Origin of the sequence: Rhodococcus sp. 14-2496-1d (genome assembly GCF_002259365.1) — a bacterium.
Lineage (GTDB): Bacteria > Actinomycetota > Actinomycetes > Mycobacteriales > Mycobacteriaceae > Rhodococcoides.
In genome coordinates this window covers 576357-596199 of the sequence record NZ_NPFV01000029.1, presented here as the reverse complement: position 1 = coordinate 596199, position 19843 = coordinate 576357, and the positions used below count along the sequence as shown (strand labels likewise).

The window sequence follows — 19843 nt, the reverse complement described above, 5'->3', positions numbered from 1 at the left end:
GCGATGCCTCAGGGTGTACCGGCTCCCGGAACCGTTCCGCAGGACGGCCTCACGACGCGTCAGCGCCGCAATCTGCCCGTGCTCGCGGTGCACACCGGACCGGGCAAGGGGAAATCGACGGCCGCATTCGGGATGGCGTTGCGGGCCTGGAATCAAGGATTCGACGTCGGAGTGTTCCAGTTCGTCAAGAGCGCCAAGTGGAAGGTCGGCGAGGAAGCGGCGTTTCGCACACTCGGCGACCTGCACGAGAGCACCGGGGTCGGCGGAGCCGTCGAATGGCACAAGATGGGCGAGGGGTGGTCGTGGACCCGCAAGAAGGGCAGCGACGTCGACCACGCCGAGGCGGCAGCAGAGGGTTGGCGGGAGATCGCCCGGCGGATCGAGCAGGAGTCACACCGCTTCTACGTGTTGGACGAGTTCACCTACCCGCTCAAATGGGGTTGGGTCGACGTCGCGGAGGTGGTCGAGGTTCTGACCCATCGACCGGGCAACCAACACGTCGTCATCACCGGACGGGATGCGCCCCATGAGCTGATCGAGGCCGCGGATCTCGTGACCGAGATGGCAAAGGTCAAGCACCCGATGGATGCCGGCCGCAAAGGACAGCGAGGCATCGAATGGTGACTCCGTCGTGCCCCGCCGTGGTCATTGCGGCCCCCGCGTCGGGCAGCGGGAAGACGACGGTGGCAACCGGGCTGATGGGTGCGCTGCGCAGTGCCGGCCGCACCGTCGCCCCGTTCAAGGTGGGGCCGGACTACATCGACCCCGGTTATCACTCGCTCGCCGCCGGGCTCCCCGGCCGCAACCTCGACGCCGTGATGGTCGGTGCCGACCGCATCGGCCCCTTGTTCCGACACGGCAGTCGAGGCTGCGACATCGCGGTCGTCGAGGGCGTCATGGGACTGTTCGACGGCAAGATCGACATGACCGGCCCGGGGGAGGCGTCTGCCGAGGGATCGACCGCACGGGTGGCCGCGATGCTCGGTGCGCCGGTGATCCTGGTGGTCGACGCCCGCGGGCACAGTCAGTCGCTCGCCGCGGTGCTGCACGGGTTCTCGACGTTCGATGCCAGCGTCCGCATCGGGGGTGTGATTCTCAATCGCGTCGGCAGTCAGCGGCACGAGGACGTGTTGCGTCAAGCGTGCGAACGGGTGGGTGTTCCGGTACTCGGCGCGCTGCCGCGCATGAGCGAACTGGTCGTCCCGTCACGGCACCTGGGGCTGATCACCGCGGTCGAACACGGTGGTGCCGCAACCGATGCCGTGGACGCGATGAGCGCCCTGGTCTCCCGATTCGTCGACATCGAGGCTGTGAGCGCACTGGCTCGATCGTCGGTGACCGCGCCGCAGTGGTCCCCGGAGGACGAGGTACGCACCTGCGAGGGATCGCCCGTGATAGCGGTGGCGGGTGGACCGGCATTCACCTTCGGCTACACCGAACACGTCGAACTGCTCCGCGCGGCCGGGGCCGATGTGGCCGTCTTCGACCCGCTGCGTGACGGGTTGCCCACCGGCACAGCAGGAGTCGTACTACCCGGCGGATTCCCGGAGGAACACGCAGCCGCACTGTCGGCGAACGAGGTGTTGCTCGCCGACATTCGAGCCGCGGCGGCCCAGGGATTGCCGATCCACGCCGAATGCGCCGGATTGCTCTATCTGGCAAGGCGATTGGACGGTCATGCCATGGCCGGGGTCGTCGATGTGGACGCGGAATTCGGGAACACCCTCACTCTGGGATACCGCGACGCGGTTGCCCTCGAATCGTCGACACTGTTCGACGCCGGTACCCGCGTCACCGGCCACGAGTTCCATCGCACGAAGCTCGTCGTGGGAGTGGAGCCTGCAGGAACGAACCGATCCAGGGACGTGCGCGAGGCGGTGCCGGCCGCCTGGGGCTGGCACAGGCAGAACCCCGACGGCAGAACTGCAGTGCGCGAGGGCTTCGTGCAGGGCGGCGTCCACGCGTCGTATCTGCACACCCATGCCGCAGGCAATTCCGAGTCGATCACCCGATTCGTCTCGGCCGCCGTCGATTACGCGCGCGTGTAAGAGAGGTCGCGAGATGCGGGTGGTCGTCGGAATCGGTGCCCGAGCCGGCGTCGGCTCCGCCGCCGTCGTGGCCGCGATCGCCACGGTGCTGCAACCGGACTGGCGTGTCGAGGCCATCGCCTCGATCGACCGGAAAGCAGAACTGGTGGCGGCGGTGGCGTCGAGCATGGGGGTTCGGGGAGTGACCTACTCGGCGAGGGAACTGTCGACCGTCGTCACGCCGACGACATCGGTTCGGGTGCTCCGCGCCGTCGGAAGTGCCAGCGTCGCCGAGGCGGCGGCATTGCTGGCCGGCGGTTCGACGCAGTTGACGGTGCCCAGGTTCGGTTCGGCCGGTGTCACCGTTGCCGTGGTCGAGCTCTGCCTTGACGGTGGACCGGGGGTTCGGGCCATCCTGTAGGTATGACCGAGACGATGACAGCCGTTGCCTACACCCGCTCGCTTCCGATCGACGACCCCGCCAGCCTCACCGATGTGGTCGTCGACGTGCCCGCCATGCGGCCGCGAGACCTGCTGGTCGAGGTGCGAGCCGTGTCGGTGAACCCGGTCGATGTCAAGGTCCGTGCCGGCAACGATCCGCAGGGCGAGCCGAAGGTGCTCGGGTTCGACGCCGCTGGTGTGGTGCGCGCTGTCGGCGCCGACGTCAACATGTTCGCGCCGGGGGACGAGGTCTACTACGCGGGAGACATCGGCCGACCCGGGACCGACTCGCAGTTCCATGCGGTGGACGAACGCATCGTGGCGAAGAAGCCGACGACCCTCGATTTCGCACAGGCCGCGGCGTTACCGCTGACCGTGATCACCGCATGGGAAGGACTGTTCGACAAGCTCCGCATCACTGCCGAGACCACCGGAACCTTGCTGATGGTCGGTGCCACCGGAGGTGTGGGATCTGTTGTGCTGCAACTACTTCGGACCCTGGTTCCTGGTGTGCGCGCGATCGCGACGGCAGCGGGTGAGGACGCGGTGGAGTGGGTTCGTTCTCTCGGAGCAGCCGAGGTGGTCGATCACCACCGCGATCTTCGCGACGAAGTACGCCGAGTGGCACCGGACGGCATCGACTACGTGTTCACTGCCCATTCCGCCGGCCAGGTCGAGATCTATGCAGACCTGTTGACGCCGTTCGGACAGATAGTGGCGATCGACGATCCCGAGACACTCGACGTTCTCCCGCTGAAGACGAAGGCGATCTCCTGGCACTGGGAATTCATGTTCGCTCGCCCGATGCACGAGACTACGGATCTGATTCGTCAGCACGAGCTACTGACCAGGGTGGCCGAACTCGTCGATGCGGGTTCGGTGCGGACGACCGCGACGACGCTCCTCTCTCCGATCGACGCCGAGCAGCTACGCGAAGCACACCGGTTGCTCGAGACCGGACACGTACGGGGAAAGGTCGTGGTCGCAGCCCGTTCCTGAGGACCGATCCGCGCCACCGACTGGCGAAAGCGGGCCGACGCAGGCAATGTGGATCCAATGACTTCCGACAGCATCGTCCTGCTCGGCCCGATCGTCCGGTACGTCGGCACCGAGACGGCGACCCTGTGGTTCGAGATGGCCGAATCGTCGACGGTTTCCGTGGTCACCGACGCCGGCGTCCGGGGTTCCGAACGAACGTGGGGAGTGCACGGCCACCACTACGCGCTGGTACCGCTCGAAGGACTGCCGGCCAACGCAACGGTGAACTACGAGGTGTTCGTCGACGAGCGTCGCGTGTGGCCCCCGGAAGGTCGGACGGCGGCCATCCACACCGTCGACGCCGAGGGACCCGTCACGTTGGCCTTCGGCTCGTGTCGGCGCGGTGACAACTACAGCGAAGAATCCTTGAAGCAGATCGGGGCCGACGCCTTGGCCGGGCTGGGCAACGCGCTGATCGAGCAGGATCCGAGTCGATGGCCGCAGGCGCTGTTGCTCCTCGGTGACCAGGTCTACGCCGACGACCCGTCCCCGGAGATCGTCGAACGACTCCAGGCGCGCCGAAGCTCGGGCGAGGGACCGCAGAGCGCCATCGGTACCGACGCGGAGAACGAGATCTGCGATTTCGAGGAGTACTCCTGGCTGTACCGGGAATCGTGGGGACTCGAGCCGGTACGGACTCTGATGGCGAGCATCCCGTCGTGCATGATCCTCGACGACCACGATCTGCGCGACGACTGGAACTCGTCGGCCTCCTGGCGTCGGGACATCGTGACACGGCCGTGGTGGAACGATCGTGTGGTCGGCGCGTACTCGTCGTACTGGGTGTACCAGCACCTGGGCAACCTCTCGCCCAAGGAGCTGGCGCAGGACGAGATGTACGCCGCAGTTCGGGCTGCCGACACCGACGCCGAGCGGGAGAAGCTGTTGGCCGACTTCGCGTTACGTGTCGACCGCAGGCCCGAGACCGGACGATGGAGCTTCTACCGAGATTTCGGCGACACGCGGCTGATCATGATCGACTCGCGGTGCTCGCGGAATCTGGATCCGAACAACAGAGAGATGGTCGACGAGAAGGAGTGGGCGTGGGTACGCGAGCGCGCACTCGAGAAGACCCCGCGACATCTGCTGTTCGGGTCGTCGTTGCCCTACCTCATGCTGCCCGCCCTGCACTACCTCGAACAGTGGAACGAGGCCGTGGCACAGGGCAGTTGGGGGTCGGTGTCGGCGAAGGTTGCCGAGAAGATGCGGATCGGCCTCGACCTCGAACACTGGGCGGCCTTCACCAATTCCTTCAACGACATGGCGGCGTTGACGCGTGAGCTCTCTCGCGGCGAGAACACACCCGCCTCGATCATGTGGCTCTCGGGCGACGTGCACTGCTCGTACGTGGCGAACGCGGACTTCGGGGTCGGCGGGCGCGAGGTACCGGCCACGTATCAGCTGACCATGTCGCCGTTCCGCAATCCGCTCGATCTGCCGATTCGCGCCGTCAACAAGCTGGCCATCAAACGTCCCGCTGCACGCATTCTGTCGAAGCTGGCGCGGGCGGCACACGTGGGCCCGTCCGGTGTCGAGTGGGAGGCCGAGGCGGGCCCCTGGTTCGACAACGGTGTCATGTTGCTGACCCTGCACGGCGACTCGGCTCGGTTGCGGGTGCACCACGCGCACGTCGACGATGCGGGCAAACAGGTGCTCACCGAGACGTCGGTCCTGGCCCTCGCCTAGCGGGCGAGTAAACGATTGGCCATCGCCGGGCCGATGAGGTTGGCTGGTTCGTTGTGGCCCACCTCGAACTGAACGACATCGTCTACTTCCTGCCCGACGGACGGCAGCTGCTCAACGGTGTCGGGTTTCGCGTCGGCGACGGTGCCAAGACGGCGTTGATCGGTCCCAACGGAACCGGCAAGACGACACTGACGCGGATCATCGCGGGGGACGAGACCCCCGACGAAGGATCGGTGTCGAGTTCGGGCTCGCTCGGGGTGATGCGGCAATTCGTCGGTCAGCTGCGAGACGACTCGACCGTGCGTGATCTGCTGCTGTCGGTTGCGTCGCCGGCCGTGCAGACGGCCGCTGCGGCCCTCGACGCCGCCGAGAACACGATGATCGAGGTCGACGACGAGAAGACCCAGATGAAATACGCGCAGGCCCTCTCGGATTGGGGTGACGTCGGCGGTTACGACCTCGAACCGTTCTGGGACAAGGTCACCACTGCTGCACTCGGAATGCCGTTCGACCGCGCGAAGTGGCGCGCTGCGTCGACCCTCAGTGGCGGCGAGCAGAAGCGTCTCGTGCTCGAGGCTCTGTTCGCCGGCTCGGACAATCTGCTCCTTCTCGACGAGCCGGACAACTACCTCGATGTGCCGGGCAAGCGCTGGCTCGAAGCGACCATCCGCGACTCCGACAAGTCCGTCCTGTTCATCAGCCACGACCGGGAACTCATCGCCAACGCCGCGAACCGGATCGTGACGCTGGAACCGGGCGTCAGCGGGGCCACCTCGTGGGTGCACGGCGGCGGGTTCGCGACCTATCACGCCGCGCGTGAGGACCGGAATGCTCGGCTCGACGAACTACGACGGCGGTGGGACGAGGAACTGGTGAAACTTCGGGCGCTGGTGCTGCGCCTGCGGGAGAAGGCCAAGTTCAACGACGGTGTCGCTGCTCGCTACCACGCGTCGCAGACTCGGTTGGCCAAGTTCGAGGAGGCCGGGCCGCCCGAGGCGGTGCCGCTGAAGCAGCACGTCACCGTTCGGCTGCGTGGCGGCCGAACAGCCAAGCGCGCGTTGGTGTGTACGGCGCTGGAACTGACCGGACTGATGAAGCCCTTCGACGCCGAGATCTGGTACGGCGACCGCGTTGCGGTGTTGGGCTCCAACGGTTCCGGTAAATCGCATTTCCTCAGGTTGCTGGCCAACGGTGGCACCGATCCCGAGAAGGAGCACGAGCCGGTTCAAGAACTGGCACTCGATCCGGTTCCGCACACCGGCACCGCGGTGCTCGGCGCTCGCGTCCGGCCCGGTCTGTTCGCGCAGACCCACACTCGTCCGGATCTCGCGGGCAACACGCTGCTCGACATCTTGCACATGGGCAACGAACATCGTGACGGTATGGGCCGCGAGGCCGCAGGACGGGCATTGGACCGCTACGGTCTGGCCCGAGCCGCCGAGCAGTCCTACGACAACCTCTCCGGCGGCCAACAGGCGCGCGTGCAGATTCTGCTGCTCGAACTGTCCGGTGCCACCCTTTTGCTGCTGGACGAGCCGACCGACAACCTCGACCTCATGTCCGCCGATGCACTCGAAGACGCGATCGCCGCGTTCGACGGCACCGTCATCGCCGTGACGCACGACCGGTGGTTCGCCCGCAGCTTCGACCGATTTCTCGTGTTCGGCAGCACCGGTCAGGCCTACGAATCCGACGAGCCCGTATGGGACGAAAAGCGGGTGCAGCGCGCGCGGTAGCGTTTCCTCTCGTGAACGCGACTGACTCTCCCTATCTGGTCGGCCTCAATCTGGAAGGTCGACGCGTCGTCGTGGTCGGTGGCGGCACCGTCGCGCAGCGTCGATTGCCACTGCTCATCTCCTGCGGCGCTGCGGTGCACGTCATCACGCGCGAGGCCACACCGGCAGTCGAGGCGATGGCGACCTTCGGACAGGTGACGATGGAGTTGCGTGACTATCGAGAGGGCGACCTCGCCGACGCCTGGTACGCCGTCGCCTGCACCGACGAGGCCGAGACCAACATCGCGATCGTCGCCGAGGCCACCGCGTCCAGGATCTTCTGCGTGAGAGCCGATATCGCCAAGGACGGCACCGCCGTCACCCCGGCGTCGGCCGAATGGGACGGGCTGACCCTCGGTGTCCTCGCCGGCGGTGAGCACCGTCGATCGGCCGCGGTGCGCAATGCCGTGATCGACGCTCTGCAGTCCGGTGTGGTCGCCGATTCGGCGCATGCGCCGTTGACCGGCGTGGCACTGGTGGGTGGGGGACCGGGCGATCCGGACCTCATCACCGTCCGCGGCCGCAGGTTGCTCGCCTACGCCGACGTCGTGGTGGCCGATCGGCTCGCACCGCCCGAGCTGCTCGCTGAATTGGGTCCGCACGTGGAGGTCATCGATGCCTCGAAGATTCCGTACGGCCGCGCGATGGCGCAGGAGGCCATCAACCAGGCGCTGATCGACGGCGCGAAGGCAGGCAAGTTCGTCGTCCGGCTCAAGGGCGGCGACCCCTACGTGTTCGGTCGGGGATACGAAGAACTCGAAGCGCTCGCCGCCGAGGGAATCCCGGTCACGGTGGTGCCTGGAATCACCAGCGCCATCTCGGTGCCCTCGTCCGCCGGGATACCGGTGACGCACCGCGCCGTCACCCACGAGTTCGTCGTCGTCAGCGGCCACGTGGCACCCGACCACCCCGATTCGCTCGTGGACTGGAATGCGCTGGCCAAGCTCAAGGGCACCATCGTGCTGCTGATGGCCGTCGAACGCATCGGTCTGTTCGCCGACGTTCTCATCGCCGGTGGTCGGCCGTCCGACACGCCGGTGATCGTCGTTCAGGAAGGCACCATGCGCACCCAGCGCGAAGTGCGCGCCACTCTGAGCACCGTCGCCGATGCTGTTCGCGACGCGGAGATCAGGCCTCCGGCCATCGTGGTCATCGGAACCGTTGCCGGTTTCTCTGTACACGCCGGTAACGTGAACGCCCGTGCCTGAATCATCGATGCCCGATACCTCCAGCGCCGAGGTCAAGTACCCGGTGACGACCCGCGCGTTCGGGTTGGCGATCATCGTCCTGAGCGGCCTGCAGTTGATGGTGGTGCTCGACGGCACCGTCGCCAATCTCGCTCTGGCACCGTTGCAGGCCGATCTGGGTCTCTCCGATGCCGGACGCAACTGGGTGCTCACTTCGTACGCCCTCGCCTTCGGCGGGCTGATGCTCCTGGGCGGCAGACTCGGCGACGCCTTCGGCCGCAAGAAGATGTTCCTGGCCGGCGTCGTACTGTTCACCGTCGCCTCCCTGCTGTGCGGGCTCGCGGTCAACGAGGCGACGCTGGTAGCGGCTCGTGCGCTCCAAGGCGTCGGAGCCGCGGTGGCGTCGCCCACGGCGTTCGCGTTGGTGGCGACCACGTTCGCGCCGGGCCCGGTTCGAAATCAGGCCATCGCGATCTACGCGGCCATGACCGGTGTCGGCTCCATCGCCGGGCTGATCATCGGCGGTGCGTTGACCGAGGTGTCGTGGCGGTGGATCTTCCTGATCAACGTGCCCATCGGTGTCGTCATCGTGGTGCTCGCAGTCGTGTCGCTGCAGGAGACGGTGGGGGCGAGACTACCGCTCGACGTGCCGGGAGCGATTCTGGCGACGCTCGGCTGCACCGGCGTCGTGTTGGCTCTGAGCGAGGGCACCGAACTGGGCTGGACCAACCCGATCGTCATCGTCTCGCTGCTCGCCGGCCTGCTGTTCCTCGGGTTGTTCCTGATGGTCGAGCGACGCGCCGACAACCCACTGCTTCCGTTCTCGCTGTTCGGCAGCCGAGACCGCGTGGCGACGTTCGTGGCCATCTTCTTCGCCGGTGGGGTGATGTTCTGCCTCGCCGCGTACGTGGCACTGTTCGTTCAGGACATCCTGGGATACAGCCCGTTGCACGCGGGCCTGGCGTTCGTGCCGTTCGCCTTCGGGCTCGGTGCCGCCGCATTCCTGGCCTCGCAGCTGGTGACGCGCATCGCCCCACGGTGGCTGATTCTGAGCGGTGCCGTCATCATGGTCGGTTGGCTGATGGTGTCGGTTGCGACCATGAACGCGGACTCGTCGTACTTCCCCGGCCTGTTCTTCCCCGTCATCGGCATCGGATTCGGCGTCGGCCTGACGGTCGTGCCGCTCCCGCTGTGCGCCATCGCCGGAGTGAGCCCCACCGAGATCGGCCCCTTGACCGCCATCGCCCTGGTTGCTCAGACCCTCGGCGGGCCCTTGGCGCTGGCCGTGATCGGCGCGCTGGTGACCTCCCGCACCCTGTCGTTGGGCGGCATTTCCGGACCGGCGACGCTGATGAACGACACCCAGCTCGATGCGTTGAGCTCGGGCTACATGTTCGCGCTGTTCTGCTGCGCCGTCTGCGCCGTGGTCGCGGGAATCGCTGCGGTGTTCATTCGTTTCACCCCGCAGCAGGTCGCACAGGCCCAGGCCGCTCAGGAAAACGCCCAGAAGGGGTAACGAGCAGCGCCGATCACACGCCGAGGACGGCCTTGGCGATGAGGAAGTAGACGATCAATCCCGTCGCGTCGCAGAAGGTGGAGATGAAGGGTGTCGAGAAGACCGCCGGGTCGACACCGATCTTCCTGGCGATCAGCGGCATCGCTCCGCCGACAGTGGCTGCGAGTGTGCAGATCGACAACAGCGTCGTACCGATGACGAGCCCGAGGTGCCAGTCGTAGACGAGTCCTGCGATCACGAAGCCGAGGGTGCCGAGCATCGCACCCATCGTCGCTCCGACCCGAATCTCGCGAAACAACACCGCGGCTATGTCTCGCGGTCGCACGTCACCGAGCGCGAGTGCCCGCGTGACGGTGGTGGCGGCCTGCGAGCCGGTGTTGCCGCCGGTTCCGGTCAGCAGCGGAATGAACAGCGCGAGAGTGACGACGGCGGCGAGCGCGTGCTCGAAGATCTCGAGCACCTGCACCGTGAGGATCGCCGACAGGGCCAGCACCAGCAACCACACGACGCGGGAGCGAACGATGGACAGCACAGGCGTCGACAGATACGGTCTGCGCAGCGGCTCCGAGCCGCCGGCGCGGGCAGCGTCCTCGTCCTCGGCTTCTTCCAGGATTCGTGACGACTGCTCGAGGGTGAGAATGCCGATCAGCCGTTGCTCGGAATCGACCACGACCACCGCAGGACTGCGGTGCTCGAAGCACAGCCGGGCAGCTTCCTCCGCCGACGAATCGGCCTTGACCACCGGATGATCCGAATACAGCTTGCCGACGGGAGTGGTCGGTGCCGCAGTCGCCAGATCGGCGAGGGTCACCACCCCCAGCAGAGTTCGGTGATCGTCGGTGATCGGTAACAGGTACACCGACTCGGCGTCCGAGCCGGTGCGTCGCACGGCATCGAGTGCGTCGGCAGTGGTCGCGGCACTGCGCAGCCGAACGAACTCCGGGCTCATGCGGCGACCGACCGACCCGCGCTCGTACCCGAGCATGGGCGCGGTGAGCGCGCGCTCGTCGGGGGACAGGCCAACCAACAGTCGATGTGCCACGTTGGAGGGGAGTTCGTCGAGCAGTTCGACACGGTCGTCGGGGTCGAGATCCTCGAACAGAGCGATCACATCGTCACTGCGAAGACTCTCGAACAACTCGCCGCGAACGGTGGCGTCGAACCGCTCGAAGACCGTGACCGCTTCGTCCTTCGGCAGCAGACGAAACAACACCGCTCGTCGAGACGAGTCGACCCGCTCGAGCATGCGCACCGCATCGGTGGTCGACAGCTCGGCCATCAGAGTGGACAGGGCGGCCATGTCGCGGTCGGTCAGCAGATCGGACGTACGGGTCATGATGTCGTCGAGAGTTTCGGGCACGGAACCATTTTGCCTTGCGTACGAGCGGTGGACTCGAACACCTCAGCGCGAGAGGTCCGCTCGATCCGCCGCAGCCTGCCCCGAATCCCAGCCCTCGGCGTCCAGGCGGGGGCCGCGCATCGGCTTCGCCGTCGGGAACAGTCGATCGAACTCGGCTTCGACGGCGACGGTCTGCGCGGCGAGAATCGGTAGCAGATCACCTGATTCGTGACTGGCCTCTTCGAGTGCGAGAGCGTCGGCATCGGTGAGGCGGTCTCCGATGCGGACGGCATAGGCGTACAGAAACGCCTTGCCGAACGCCGCCGATCCGGCTTTCTTGCGCTTCTTCGCCTGCGGTGAATGCCCGAGGGCGCGCGTTGCCTGAACCAGCAGCGAGGTGAACAGCAACTCGGTCTGTTCCACGTCCACCGGAGCCCCGACCAGGGTTGCGACGGCGAACTCCGGATCCCAGATCGCCTTGACGCGGTTGGCGGTTGCGACGACGTGCAGCAGTTGCGCCTTGGCGGGCGCATGGGGGCCGTCGACATGTACCCGTCGGCCGTGAATGTCGATGTGGCCCTGAGAGAGCAGCATGGTGTCGATGGAGTAGCGCGTCATCAACTCCTGTGCCTTGGCCGTCAGTGTCTCGGCCTCCTCCTCGAAATCCGTGGCGTCGGCCTTGGCCAGCAGTCCGCGAATCTTGCTCAGCATCTTGGTGTTCGGTGAGTCGGTACCGGCGACACCGGTCACCGTGGGACGAGTGCGCGGCCACTGGGACGGCTTGGGGCCGAGTTGAGGCCACCGGGGCAGCGTCTGCCATCGGCCGAGCAGGGTGAGCACGTCGAGCCACTGATCACTGGCGGCGATGTAATCGGACTTACCCGAGGAGGCCAGGTACGCGGTCAGGAAATCGGGCGTGGCCTCCACCCGCGCCGCAACCTTGGGGAACTGCTCACAGATCGTGGACATCTGATCCACCCAGTCCTGCGGGGCCCGTGCATCGGCGTCGGTGAGGTCGGCCTGATGCAGCAGCACCGCGGCAGCGAGATCGGCCACGGCCACCGTGTGCTGACGCCGCACGACATGCACCAGATCCATGGGCTGCCAGCCGTTTTCGTACATCGCCTCGATCATGTTCGTCAGCGCCCGAGAGCCGAGTTCGGTCGCGTCCATCGACACCAGCCGATCCGCGACGTCGTCGGCGACGCGCTGGCTCCTGGTCTTGCCGACCGATGCGTCGGCACCGAGGCGGAGCAGTCCCGGAATGTCGTTCATTCGGTGAGCACGATCAATTCGGTGCTCGACGCCACTTCGACCCGAAGGCCGGCCTTGGACGCAACGCGCGCAACAGCTTTCACGTCCTTCGGCTCGGCGGTGGTCAGGGTCAATGCGCGTGCCAGCAGACCCTTGTGATGCTTGTTGAAGTGGCTCACCACCGATCGGCTGCCGTCGGGCTTCTCGGTGAGCACCGTTGCGGTGATCGCGCCCGGGACGGGACCGAGTTGCTGATAGGTGCCCGATCGCAGGTCGACGACGATCCCCTCGTCCTCGGCGTCGATGGCATCGGAGAGTTCGGGCTTCCAATGTGATCGCAGCGTCCCGAAATTCGGAACGGTCGAGCCACCGGAGAGACGGTAGGACGGAATCGGATCGGAGGCACGGACGGCCCCGAACAGTGCCGAGCCGATCCACAGCCTCGCGTTCGCTCTGGCCCGACCGGCACGGGTGAACGACGCCGCGTCGAGGGCGTCGTAGAGCACGCCGGTGTACCGCTGCAGCGCAGGTGTGGTGGGTGAGGTCCACAACCGGGCGTTGCGTTCGATCTCGTCGACCTGAGTGGGGCCGAGGCCGAGCGCCGTGATCGATGCGTCGACGTCGCTGGACAGTTCCACCAGCGCGTCGGCGAGCTTTCGACGAAGCGGCGTCAGCGAGGGCAACGACAGTCGGTCCAGATCCAGGGGTGCTCCGGAACCGCCGTCGGACTTCGTCTCGGAGGGAGGCAGCAGAATCAGCACGGGCTCGAGGCTACTCACTGCACGGCCGCCTGCTCACAGGCACTGCGTGAGCGACTAGTCTGACAACCTGTGATCACCCGTCTTTCGCAGTTGTTCCTTCGTACCCTTCGCGACGACCCGGCCGACGCCGAGGTCGACAGTCACAAGTTGTTGGTCCGCGCCGGTTACGTCCGCCGTATCGCGCCGGGCGTCTACTCCTGGTTGCCGCTGGGTCTGCGGGTGCTTCGGCAGGTCGAGCGTGTCGTGCGCGAGGAGATGAACGCCATCGGTGCGCAGGAGATATCCCTGCCCGCACTGCTGCCGCGCGAGCCGTACGAGACCACCAATCGGTGGACCGAATACGGCGACGCCCTGTTCCGGTTGCAGGATCGCAAGGGCAACGACATGCTGCTCGGTCCCACGCACGAGGAACTGTTCGCGCTGACGGTCAAGGCCGAGTACAATTCGTACAAGGACCTGCCGGTCACGCTCTACCAGATTCAGACCAAGTACCGCGACGAAGAGCGTCCCCGCGCCGGCATTCTGCGTGGCCGCGAGTTCGTGATGAAGGACTCGTACTCCTTCGACATGGACGAGGACGGACTGAAGAAGTCCTACGCCGCCCACCGTGAGGCGTACCAGCGCATCTTCGCCCGCCTCGGGGTCAGCTACGTCATCGTCGCCGCGACGTCCGGTGCCATGGGAGGCAGCGCCTCCGAGGAATTCCTGGCCGAGAGCGACATCGGTGAGGACACCTACGTGCGCTGCATCGAGTCGGGATACGCGGCCAATGTCGAGGCCGTCACCACGCCGGCACCTGCGCCGCTGCCGATCGAAGGGCAGCCCGCTGCCGTCGATCACGAGACCGGTGACACCCCCACCATCGCGACCCTGGTGGAGTGGGCCAACTCCGCAGATCTCGGACGCACCGTCACCGGCGCGGACACACTCAAGAACATCCTGCTCAAGGTGCGGGGTGCCGAAGGGGAGTGGGAACTGCTCGCCATCGGCCTGCCCGGTGACCGCGAGGTGGACGAGAAGCGCCTCGAAGCGTCACTCGAGCCTGCCGAATTCGCTCTGCTCACCGACGCGGACTTCGCGGCCAATCCGTTCCTCGTCAAGGGGTACATCGGGCCTCGTGCCTTGCAGGCCAACGGAGTTCGGTACCTCGTCGATCCCCGGGTGGTCGACGGCACGTCGTGGATCACCGGCGCGGACGTCAAGGGCAAGCACGTGGTGAACCTTGTCGCCGGTCGCGATTTCGTTCCCGACGGCACCATCGAAGCAGCCGAGGTGCGTGACGGCGACATGTCTCCCGACGGTCGTGGACCGCTCGTCAGTGCTCGCGGAATCGAGATCGGACACATCTTCCAGCTCGGCTACAAGTACACCGATGCGTTCTCTGTCGACGTCCTCGGTGAGACCGGCAAGCCGGTTCGCCTGACTCAGGGTTCCTACGGCGTCGGCGTCTCGCGTCTGGTCGCCGTGATCGCCGAGCAGATGCACGACGACAAGGGTCTGCGGTGGCCGCTGGAGGTTGCACCTGCCGATGTCCACCTGGTGATCGCGAACAAGGACGACGCTGCGCGAGCGGGTGCGGAATCCATTGCGACACAACTCGATTCCCAGGGCATCGAGGTGCTGTTCGACGATCGCAAGGCCTCGCCCGGAGTGAAGTTCAAGGACTCGGAACTGATCGGTGTTCCGCTGGTGGTCGTTCTCGGCCGCGGTTGGGCCGACGGCAAGGTCGAGATCCGTGATCGCTTCACCGGTGAGAGTCGCGAACTCGACATCGACTCGGCGGTCGAGGGGATCGTCGAGGCCGTGCGGCGCACACCGTAGGACAGTCTCGCGATCTTTCTGCGCGGTCGTTTACCCGCTGGTAGCTTCGGGTCACCGACTAGGAGAGGTCACACCGTGGCTCAGTATGCGCTGTTCGATCCGACAACGTTCGATCCGGCCGAACTGGACGAGGAATCTCGCCGACAACTGCGCGCACTGATCGAGTGGTTCGAAAGTCGAGGCAAGGGCAGACTCCTGGCCGACGATCTGGACAGCGTCTGGCCGGCCGACTTTCTCGAATTCGTCGCCGAGAAGAAGCTGTTCGCTACCTTCTCCACGCCCGCCGCGTACGCGGAGGGATCGCCGAATACGCGGTGGGACGCTGCACGCAACGCTGCCCTGAGCGAGGTTCTCGGGTTCTACGGACTGGCCTACTGGTACACCTGGCAGGTCACCGTGCTGGGTCTGGGCCCCATCTGGATGAGTGCCAACGACGACGCCAAACGCCGCGCCGCACGCGAGCTGGACCGCGGCGGTGTGATGGCGTTCGGACTGTCCGAGCGCGCACACGGAGCCGATGTCTACTCCACGGACATGCTGTTGACGCCCGCGTCCGAGGACTCCGAGCTCGAGTTCACCGCGTCGGGGGAGAAGTACTACATCGGAAACGGCAACGTTGCGGGCATGGTCTCGGTGTTCGGCCGACGCACCGACGTGGACGGACCCGATTCGTACGTGTTCTTCGTGGCCGACAGCTCGCATCCGGCCTATCGGCTTCGCGAGAGCGTCGTCCACGGGCAGATGTACGTCAGCACGTTCGCGCTCGAGAACTACCCCGTGCGGCAGCAGGACATCCTGCACACCGGTGCCGATGCGTTCTCGGCCGCGCTGAACACGGTCAACGTCGGCAAGTTCAACCTCTGCACCGGCTCCATCGGCATCTGCGAGCACGCGTTCTACGAGGCGATCACGCACGCGAACAACCGAATTCTGTACGGCAATCGCGTCACCGACTTCCCGCACGTGCGCAGCGCATTCGTCGACGGCTACTCGCGTCTGATCGCCATGAAGCTGTTCAGTGCTCGGGCGCTGGACTACTTCCGCGGCGCGGGAGCCGAGGATCGGCGCTACCTCCTGTTCAATCCGATGACCAAGGCCAAGGTCACCTCGGAGGGCGAAACGGTCGTCCGTTTGTTGCACGACGTCATCGCGGCCAAGGGGTACGAGAAGAACACCTACTTCCGTGAGGCAGCCCAGTTGATCGGAACACTTCCCAAACTCGAGGGCACCGTGCACGTCAACGTCGCCCTGATGCTCAAGTTCATGCCTGCCTACATGTTCTCGCCCACCGACTACCCCGATGTCGGCACTCGGACCGAGCCGGTGGACGACAGCTTCTTCTTCGCTCAGGGCCCGGCAAGGGGTGCGAGTTCGGTGCGGTTCCACGACTGGAATCCGATGTACCGGAAGCACTCCGGTATCCCCAATGTCGGACGGTTCTACGAGCAGGCGCAGGCGTTCAGGTCGTTTCTCGCCGAGTGTGCGCCCGACGAAGCGCAGCAGAAGGACCTCGACTTCCTGCTCGTGGTCGGCCACCTGTTCTCGCTCGTCGTCTACGGTCACCTTCTGCTCGAGCAGGCCGACGAGATCTCGACCGAGATGATGGACCAGATCTTCGATTTCCAGATCAGGGACTTCTCCGGTTACGCCGTCGCGCTGTACGGGAAGCCGTCGTCGACTGCTGCGCAACAGCAGTGGGCTCTGGATGCGATTCGCAAGCCGGTGGTCGACGAAGGCCGTTTCGAGACGGTCTGGAACGAGGTCGTCTCGTACGACGGTCGGTACGAGATGCGTCCCTGATCGTCACAGCGCTCCGGGATCGGTCGGAACGAGCTTCGTCCCGAACGCGCACATCGTCATCTCGTGCAGTCCGGCGCTGTCCTCGGGATGCTCCGGTGCCTGCATCGACATCAGGACGTTGAGCAGCATTCCGTGCGCGATGAACGCGCGTGCCTGATCTTCCGAACAGCCCGTTCCGTTGCGGATCTGGCTGTAGATCGCGCCCATTCCTTCTCGGGCCTGCCGGCCGATCTCGGGTACCGCACCTGCGCCGAACCCGTGCATCATGACCATCAACAGGTCGCGATCGGCCACCAGGTCGGCGTAGGCACCCCCGAGGTCGGCCCAGGTCCGGTCGTCGGCCGGGTCGAGGGGGCCCGAAGCCAGAACTCGGTCGAACGCCGTCATGATGCCGTCGATGGAGCGTTGGAACACGAGCCGGAACAGTTCGACCTTGGTTCCGAACATACGGACCACGTACGGCTGCGATACGCCGGCCAGTTTCGCCACTGCGTCGGTACTCGTTCCGGCGTAACCCCCGCGTGCGAACGCCTGTGTCGCGGCGTCGAGGACGAGTTCGCGGCGGTCGGCCGCGTCCATCCGGGTGGCTCTGGGCTTGGCGATCGAGGCGTCGGACATGTTGACAGGTTATCAGTCGATAACTTACGGTCTGGATTAAGTAATCATTCGATGCTTACAAGCTCCGAGACGGGACGTCCACCATGACCGCCACAACCTCTCCGCCTGCAGTGCAACCGGCCACTCGGAACGTTCCGGTGTGGCTCGGCATCGTCGCAGCATCCCTGCCCATGTTCATGGCAACGCTCGACAATCTCGTGATGACCAGTGCACTCCCGGTCATCCAGCAGGACCTGAACGCCTCTGTCGGACAACTGCAGTGGTTCCTCAACGCGTACACCCTCAGCTTCGCGACGTTCATGCTCACAGCGGCGACGCTCGGTGACCGATGGGGCAGACGCGCGGTGTTCCTCGGCGGAATCGCCGTCTTCACCGCCGCCTCCGTTGCCAGCGCGCTCGCCACGACTCCAGCGATGCTCATCGCGGCACGCGCAGTACAAGGAATCGGTGCTGCCGCGATCATGCCCTTGTCCCTGGCCCTGCTCGCCGCGGTCGTGCCGGTGGGCAAGCGTGCGATGGCAATCGGGATCTGGGGAGGAGTCTCCGGCCTCGGCGTCGCACTGGGGCCGGTGGTCGGCGGAGCCGTCGTCGACGGGATCTCATGGCAGGCGATCTTCTGGATCAACGTACCGGTGGCACTCGTCGCAATACCGCTGGCGTACATCGCGCTGAAGGAAACCGCAGGGCGTAGCCAACCGCTGGATCTGCTCGGCGTGCTCCTCTCGGGCGGCGGAGTCTTCCTCCTGATCTGGGCGGTGGTGCACGGCAACGACGACGGGTGGGCGTCGGCGACGGTGCTCGCCGGCTTCATCGGCTCGGCGGTACTGCTCGTGGCCTTCGTCCTGCGTGCCTCGCGCACCCGATACTCGGTGCTGCCCCTTGCCCTGTTCCGTTCGCGCAGCTTCACCATCGCCAACATCATCGGAATCATGTTCTCGCTCGGCATGTTCGGCGCGGTGTTCCTCCTCGCGCAGTACCTGCAGATCGTCATGAACTACACGCCGTTCCAGGCCGGACTACGCACCCTGCCGTGGACTGCCGCACCGATGGTGGTCGCACCGATCGCCGGTCTGCTCGCCGGGCGCGTCGGCCTGCGCGGACTACTGGTCGGCGGCCTGGCGCTGCAGTCGGTCTCGCTCGTGTGGATGGCGCTGATTCTGGGACCCGATACCGAGTACCCGGCGATGGTCCCGGCGTTGCTGATGGCCGGAGTGGGCATGGGACTGACGTTCGCTCCGTCCGCCACGGCGGTGCTGCGCGATATGAAGGATGACGATCACGCCACCGCGAGCAGCGCGAACTCCACCGTGCGGGAGGTGGGTATCGCGCTCGGCATCGCGGTGCTGACTGCGGTGTTCATCGGAGCGGGTGGATCACTGACGCCCACCGGTTACACCGACGCCCTGGCACCGGCACTGCTGGTCGGTGCAGGGGCAGTGGCGATCGGACTCGTGGCGGCGCTGTTCATGCCGGGACGTTCCGCCGGACCGGCAGGCGCGATCACGGTTGGCCGGGAAATGCCGTCGACGACGGACTGACGCCCAGAATCTGCTGCCACGTCGCGAGGCGAACCGCGGCGTCGGTCAGTGCCTGCACTGCCATGTCGCGGGTCGCTCCCGACTGGCTGCGTTCGATGGACGAACGCCACGCGATGCTCGTATCGATCTCCGCCTGCGCGGCCAACTGCGCAGCCGAGATCGCGTCGGTCACCGGGAACGGGGACGCGTACGCCGGATCGGGCAGTGGCACAGTGACGCTCGCCGCCTGGAGCGCATCGATGGTCGCGTCTCGGCGCGCGCGGTGAGCGGCAGTGTTCGACGCCACCAGCTCGGCGCGCGTCGGGTTGGAGAACGCCGCGACGACGCCGTAGGCGAACACCGCCGCGTACTCCGCGTGCAGGGCATCGACCAGGCCTTGCTGTTCCGGACCGAGATCGCTCATGCCAGAACCACCAGGGCCGAGACGGTGCACGAGGCGCTGATCGATCCGAGAAGCCCTGCCCGGTAACCACTTTCGTTGCGAGCCGCATCCGCTGCGCTGCGAGCGGACGCAGTCAACATCTCCCGTACGGCGGCCAGGTCGGGCGGCGGCGTCGTGGGAGCCGGTGTGGTGGGAGCCGTGACCGACGACGTGTCGGTCGAGGTGCCGGTGGCGCGGGCGATCTCGGTGTCGAGCGCATCGGCGTGTTCGGTCCGCTGCGCCGCAACGATTCCGAGTGCGGCCGCGTAGTCGGCGATCACGGCCGCGGCCGCGGCCGCATCGGCGGCATCGGCTCGGGCTGCGCGCAACTGCGCGGTCAGGGTATCGAGGGCAGGGCCGGAGATCTCTTCTCTGCCGCAGGCCGCCATCGTGGAAACGGTGGTCGCCGACAGTACGGCGGCACCGGCGAGTCGGAACAACCCGCGGCGACTGAGCGCGAAGGGGACGGTCGGCGTTGGCACTCCGATATCGTGCCAGACCGCCGCGCCGGCACGCGCCGTGCCCGTGTGTCGCGTCGACCGATCGTGGTCACGAGCAGTGCCTGCGGGGCGGTAGGCTGTTGGTTCACCAAACGCAGTCCGGCTGCCGCACGCCGGATCG

At 66.2% G+C, this 19843-nt stretch carries 17 protein-coding genes; 11 read left to right on the top strand and 6 right to left on the bottom strand.

Annotated features, from left to right (window positions below; translation table 11 throughout):
• Positions 1–3 precede the first annotated feature (3 nt).
• From cobO to CH296_RS24105, 8 genes are read left to right on the top strand one after another with little or no spacing between them, the layout of a single operon-like run.
• Positions 4–624 (top strand): cob(I)yrinic acid a,c-diamide adenosyltransferase, encoded by a 621-nt coding sequence (cobO, locus tag CH296_RS24140; protein WP_032397822.1) that lies wholly within the window; start codon positions 4–6, stop codon positions 622–624.
• Entirely contained in the window at positions 618–2048 is a 1431-nt protein-coding gene (locus CH296_RS24135) for a cobyrinate a,c-diamide synthase (RefSeq protein WP_094682853.1), read from the top strand. The genes cobO and CH296_RS24135 overlap by 7 nt, the downstream gene beginning before the upstream one ends.
• Positions 2049–2061: 13 nt before the next feature.
• The gene (locus CH296_RS24130; protein WP_045195548.1) at positions 2062–2448 is read left to right on the top strand and encodes a cobalamin biosynthesis protein; all 387 of its coding nucleotides are present in this window, start codon (positions 2062–2064) and stop codon (positions 2446–2448) included.
• 2 nt (positions 2449–2450) lie between these two features.
• Positions 2451–3467 (top strand): zinc-binding alcohol dehydrogenase family protein, encoded by a 1017-nt coding sequence (locus CH296_RS24125; protein ID WP_094685861.1) that lies wholly within the window; start codon positions 2451–2453, stop codon positions 3465–3467.
• A gap of 57 nt (positions 3468–3524) precedes the next feature.
• Positions 3525–5192, top strand: coding sequence for an alkaline phosphatase D family protein (locus tag CH296_RS24120; protein WP_179277805.1), 1668 nt, complete (start codon positions 3525–3527; stop codon positions 5190–5192).
• Positions 5193–5245: 53 nt separating this feature from the next.
• Positions 5246–6928 carry an ATP-binding cassette domain-containing protein gene (locus tag CH296_RS24115; RefSeq protein ID WP_094685859.1) on the top strand — a complete coding sequence of 561 codons (1683 nt, stop codon included), beginning with the start codon at positions 5246–5248 and terminating at the stop codon, positions 6926–6928.
• Positions 6929–6939: 11 nt separating this feature from the next.
• Positions 6940–8175, top strand: a complete 1236-nt coding sequence (cobA, locus tag CH296_RS24110) for a uroporphyrinogen-III C-methyltransferase (RefSeq protein ID WP_373453529.1) — start codon at positions 6940–6942, stop codon at positions 8173–8175.
• Positions 8176–8182: 7 nt separating this feature from the next.
• Complete coding sequence (locus tag CH296_RS24105) at positions 8183–9670, top strand: MFS transporter (RefSeq protein ID WP_179277818.1); 1488 nt, start codon at positions 8183–8185, stop codon at positions 9668–9670.
• 13 nt (positions 9671–9683) lie between these two features.
• Here the strand turns inward: CH296_RS24105 and mgtE are convergent, their stop codons facing one another.
• From mgtE to yaaA, 3 genes are read right to left on the bottom strand one after another with little or no spacing between them, the layout of a single operon-like run.
• Positions 9684–11030: a magnesium transporter gene (mgtE, locus tag CH296_RS24100; RefSeq protein WP_094638050.1), complete on the bottom strand. Its 1347-nt coding sequence runs from the start codon at positions 11028–11030 to the stop codon at positions 9684–9686.
• 42 nt (positions 11031–11072) lie between these two features.
• Entirely contained in the window at positions 11073–12284 is a 1212-nt protein-coding gene (locus CH296_RS24095; RefSeq protein WP_094657026.1) for a DUF2786 domain-containing protein, read from the bottom strand.
• Entirely contained in the window at positions 12281–13024 is a 744-nt protein-coding gene (gene yaaA / locus CH296_RS24090; protein ID WP_094631764.1) for a peroxide stress protein YaaA, read from the bottom strand. Before yaaA ends, CH296_RS24095 begins: the two co-directional genes overlap by 4 nt.
• 69 nt (positions 13025–13093) lie before the next feature.
• On the opposite strand from yaaA, the gene CH296_RS24085 reads away from it, so the two are divergent.
• The gene (locus tag CH296_RS24085) at positions 13094–14845 is read left to right on the top strand and encodes a proline--tRNA ligase (protein ID WP_094685857.1); all 1752 of its coding nucleotides are present in this window, start codon (positions 13094–13096) and stop codon (positions 14843–14845) included.
• Between the two features lie 75 nt (positions 14846–14920).
• On the top strand, positions 14921–16645 hold the full coding sequence (locus CH296_RS24080) for an acyl-CoA dehydrogenase family protein (RefSeq protein WP_094685856.1): 1725 nt from the start codon (positions 14921–14923) through the stop codon (positions 16643–16645).
• 3 nt (positions 16646–16648) lie between these two features.
• Here CH296_RS24080 and CH296_RS24075 read toward each other — a convergent pair whose 3' ends face one another.
• Positions 16649–17263 (bottom strand): TetR/AcrR family transcriptional regulator, encoded by a 615-nt coding sequence (locus CH296_RS24075; protein WP_045195533.1) that lies wholly within the window; start codon positions 17261–17263, stop codon positions 16649–16651.
• Positions 17264–17346: 83 nt separating this feature from the next.
• Between CH296_RS24075 and CH296_RS24070 the strand changes: the two genes are divergently transcribed.
• Positions 17347–18801 (top strand): MFS transporter, encoded by a 1455-nt coding sequence (locus tag CH296_RS24070; protein ID WP_094685855.1) that lies wholly within the window; start codon positions 17347–17349, stop codon positions 18799–18801.
• On the opposite strand, the gene CH296_RS24065 is transcribed toward CH296_RS24070, so the two are convergent.
• Both CH296_RS24065 and CH296_RS24060 read right to left on the bottom strand, forming a co-directional pair.
• Positions 18764–19204: a ferritin-like domain-containing protein gene (locus tag CH296_RS24065; protein ID WP_094657029.1), complete on the bottom strand. Its 441-nt coding sequence runs from the start codon at positions 19202–19204 to the stop codon at positions 18764–18766. The two genes, CH296_RS24070 and CH296_RS24065, sit on opposite strands and share 38 nt — an antisense overlap.
• Positions 19201–19704 carry a hypothetical protein gene (locus CH296_RS24060; protein ID WP_094657030.1) on the bottom strand — a complete coding sequence of 168 codons (504 nt, stop codon included), beginning with the start codon at positions 19702–19704 and terminating at the stop codon, positions 19201–19203. The genes CH296_RS24065 and CH296_RS24060 overlap by 4 nt, the downstream gene beginning before the upstream one ends.
• Positions 19705–19843 lie beyond the last annotated feature (139 nt).

Bases quoted from the DNA above. Each gene is read 5' to 3' on its own strand.
- cobO (WP_032397822.1), top strand. From the start codon at position 4: ATGCCTCAGGGTGTACCGGCTCCCGGAACCGTTCCGCAGGACGGCCTC.
- CH296_RS24135 (WP_094682853.1), top strand. From the start codon at position 618: ATGGTGACTCCGTCGTGCCCCGCCGTGGTCATTGCGGCCCCCGCGTCG.
- CH296_RS24130 (WP_045195548.1), top strand. From the start codon at position 2,062: ATGCGGGTGGTCGTCGGAATCGGTGCCCGAGCCGGCGTCGGCTCCGCC.
- CH296_RS24125 (WP_094685861.1), top strand. From the start codon at position 2,451: ATGACCGAGACGATGACAGCCGTTGCCTACACCCGCTCGCTTCCGATC.
- CH296_RS24120 (WP_179277805.1), top strand. From the start codon at position 3,525: ATGACTTCCGACAGCATCGTCCTGCTCGGCCCGATCGTCCGGTACGTC.
- CH296_RS24105 (WP_179277818.1), top strand. From the start codon at position 8,183: ATGCCCGATACCTCCAGCGCCGAGGTCAAGTACCCGGTGACGACCCGC.
- CH296_RS24095 (WP_094657026.1), bottom strand. From the start codon at position 12,284: ATGAACGACATTCCGGGACTGCTCCGCCTCGGTGCCGACGCATCGGTC.
- CH296_RS24075 (WP_045195533.1), bottom strand. From the start codon at position 17,263: ATGTCCGACGCCTCGATCGCCAAGCCCAGAGCCACCCGGATGGACGCG.
- CH296_RS24070 (WP_094685855.1), top strand. From the start codon at position 17,347: ATGACCGCCACAACCTCTCCGCCTGCAGTGCAACCGGCCACTCGGAAC.
- CH296_RS24065 (WP_094657029.1), bottom strand. From the start codon at position 19,204: ATGAGCGATCTCGGTCCGGAACAGCAAGGCCTGGTCGATGCCCTGCAC.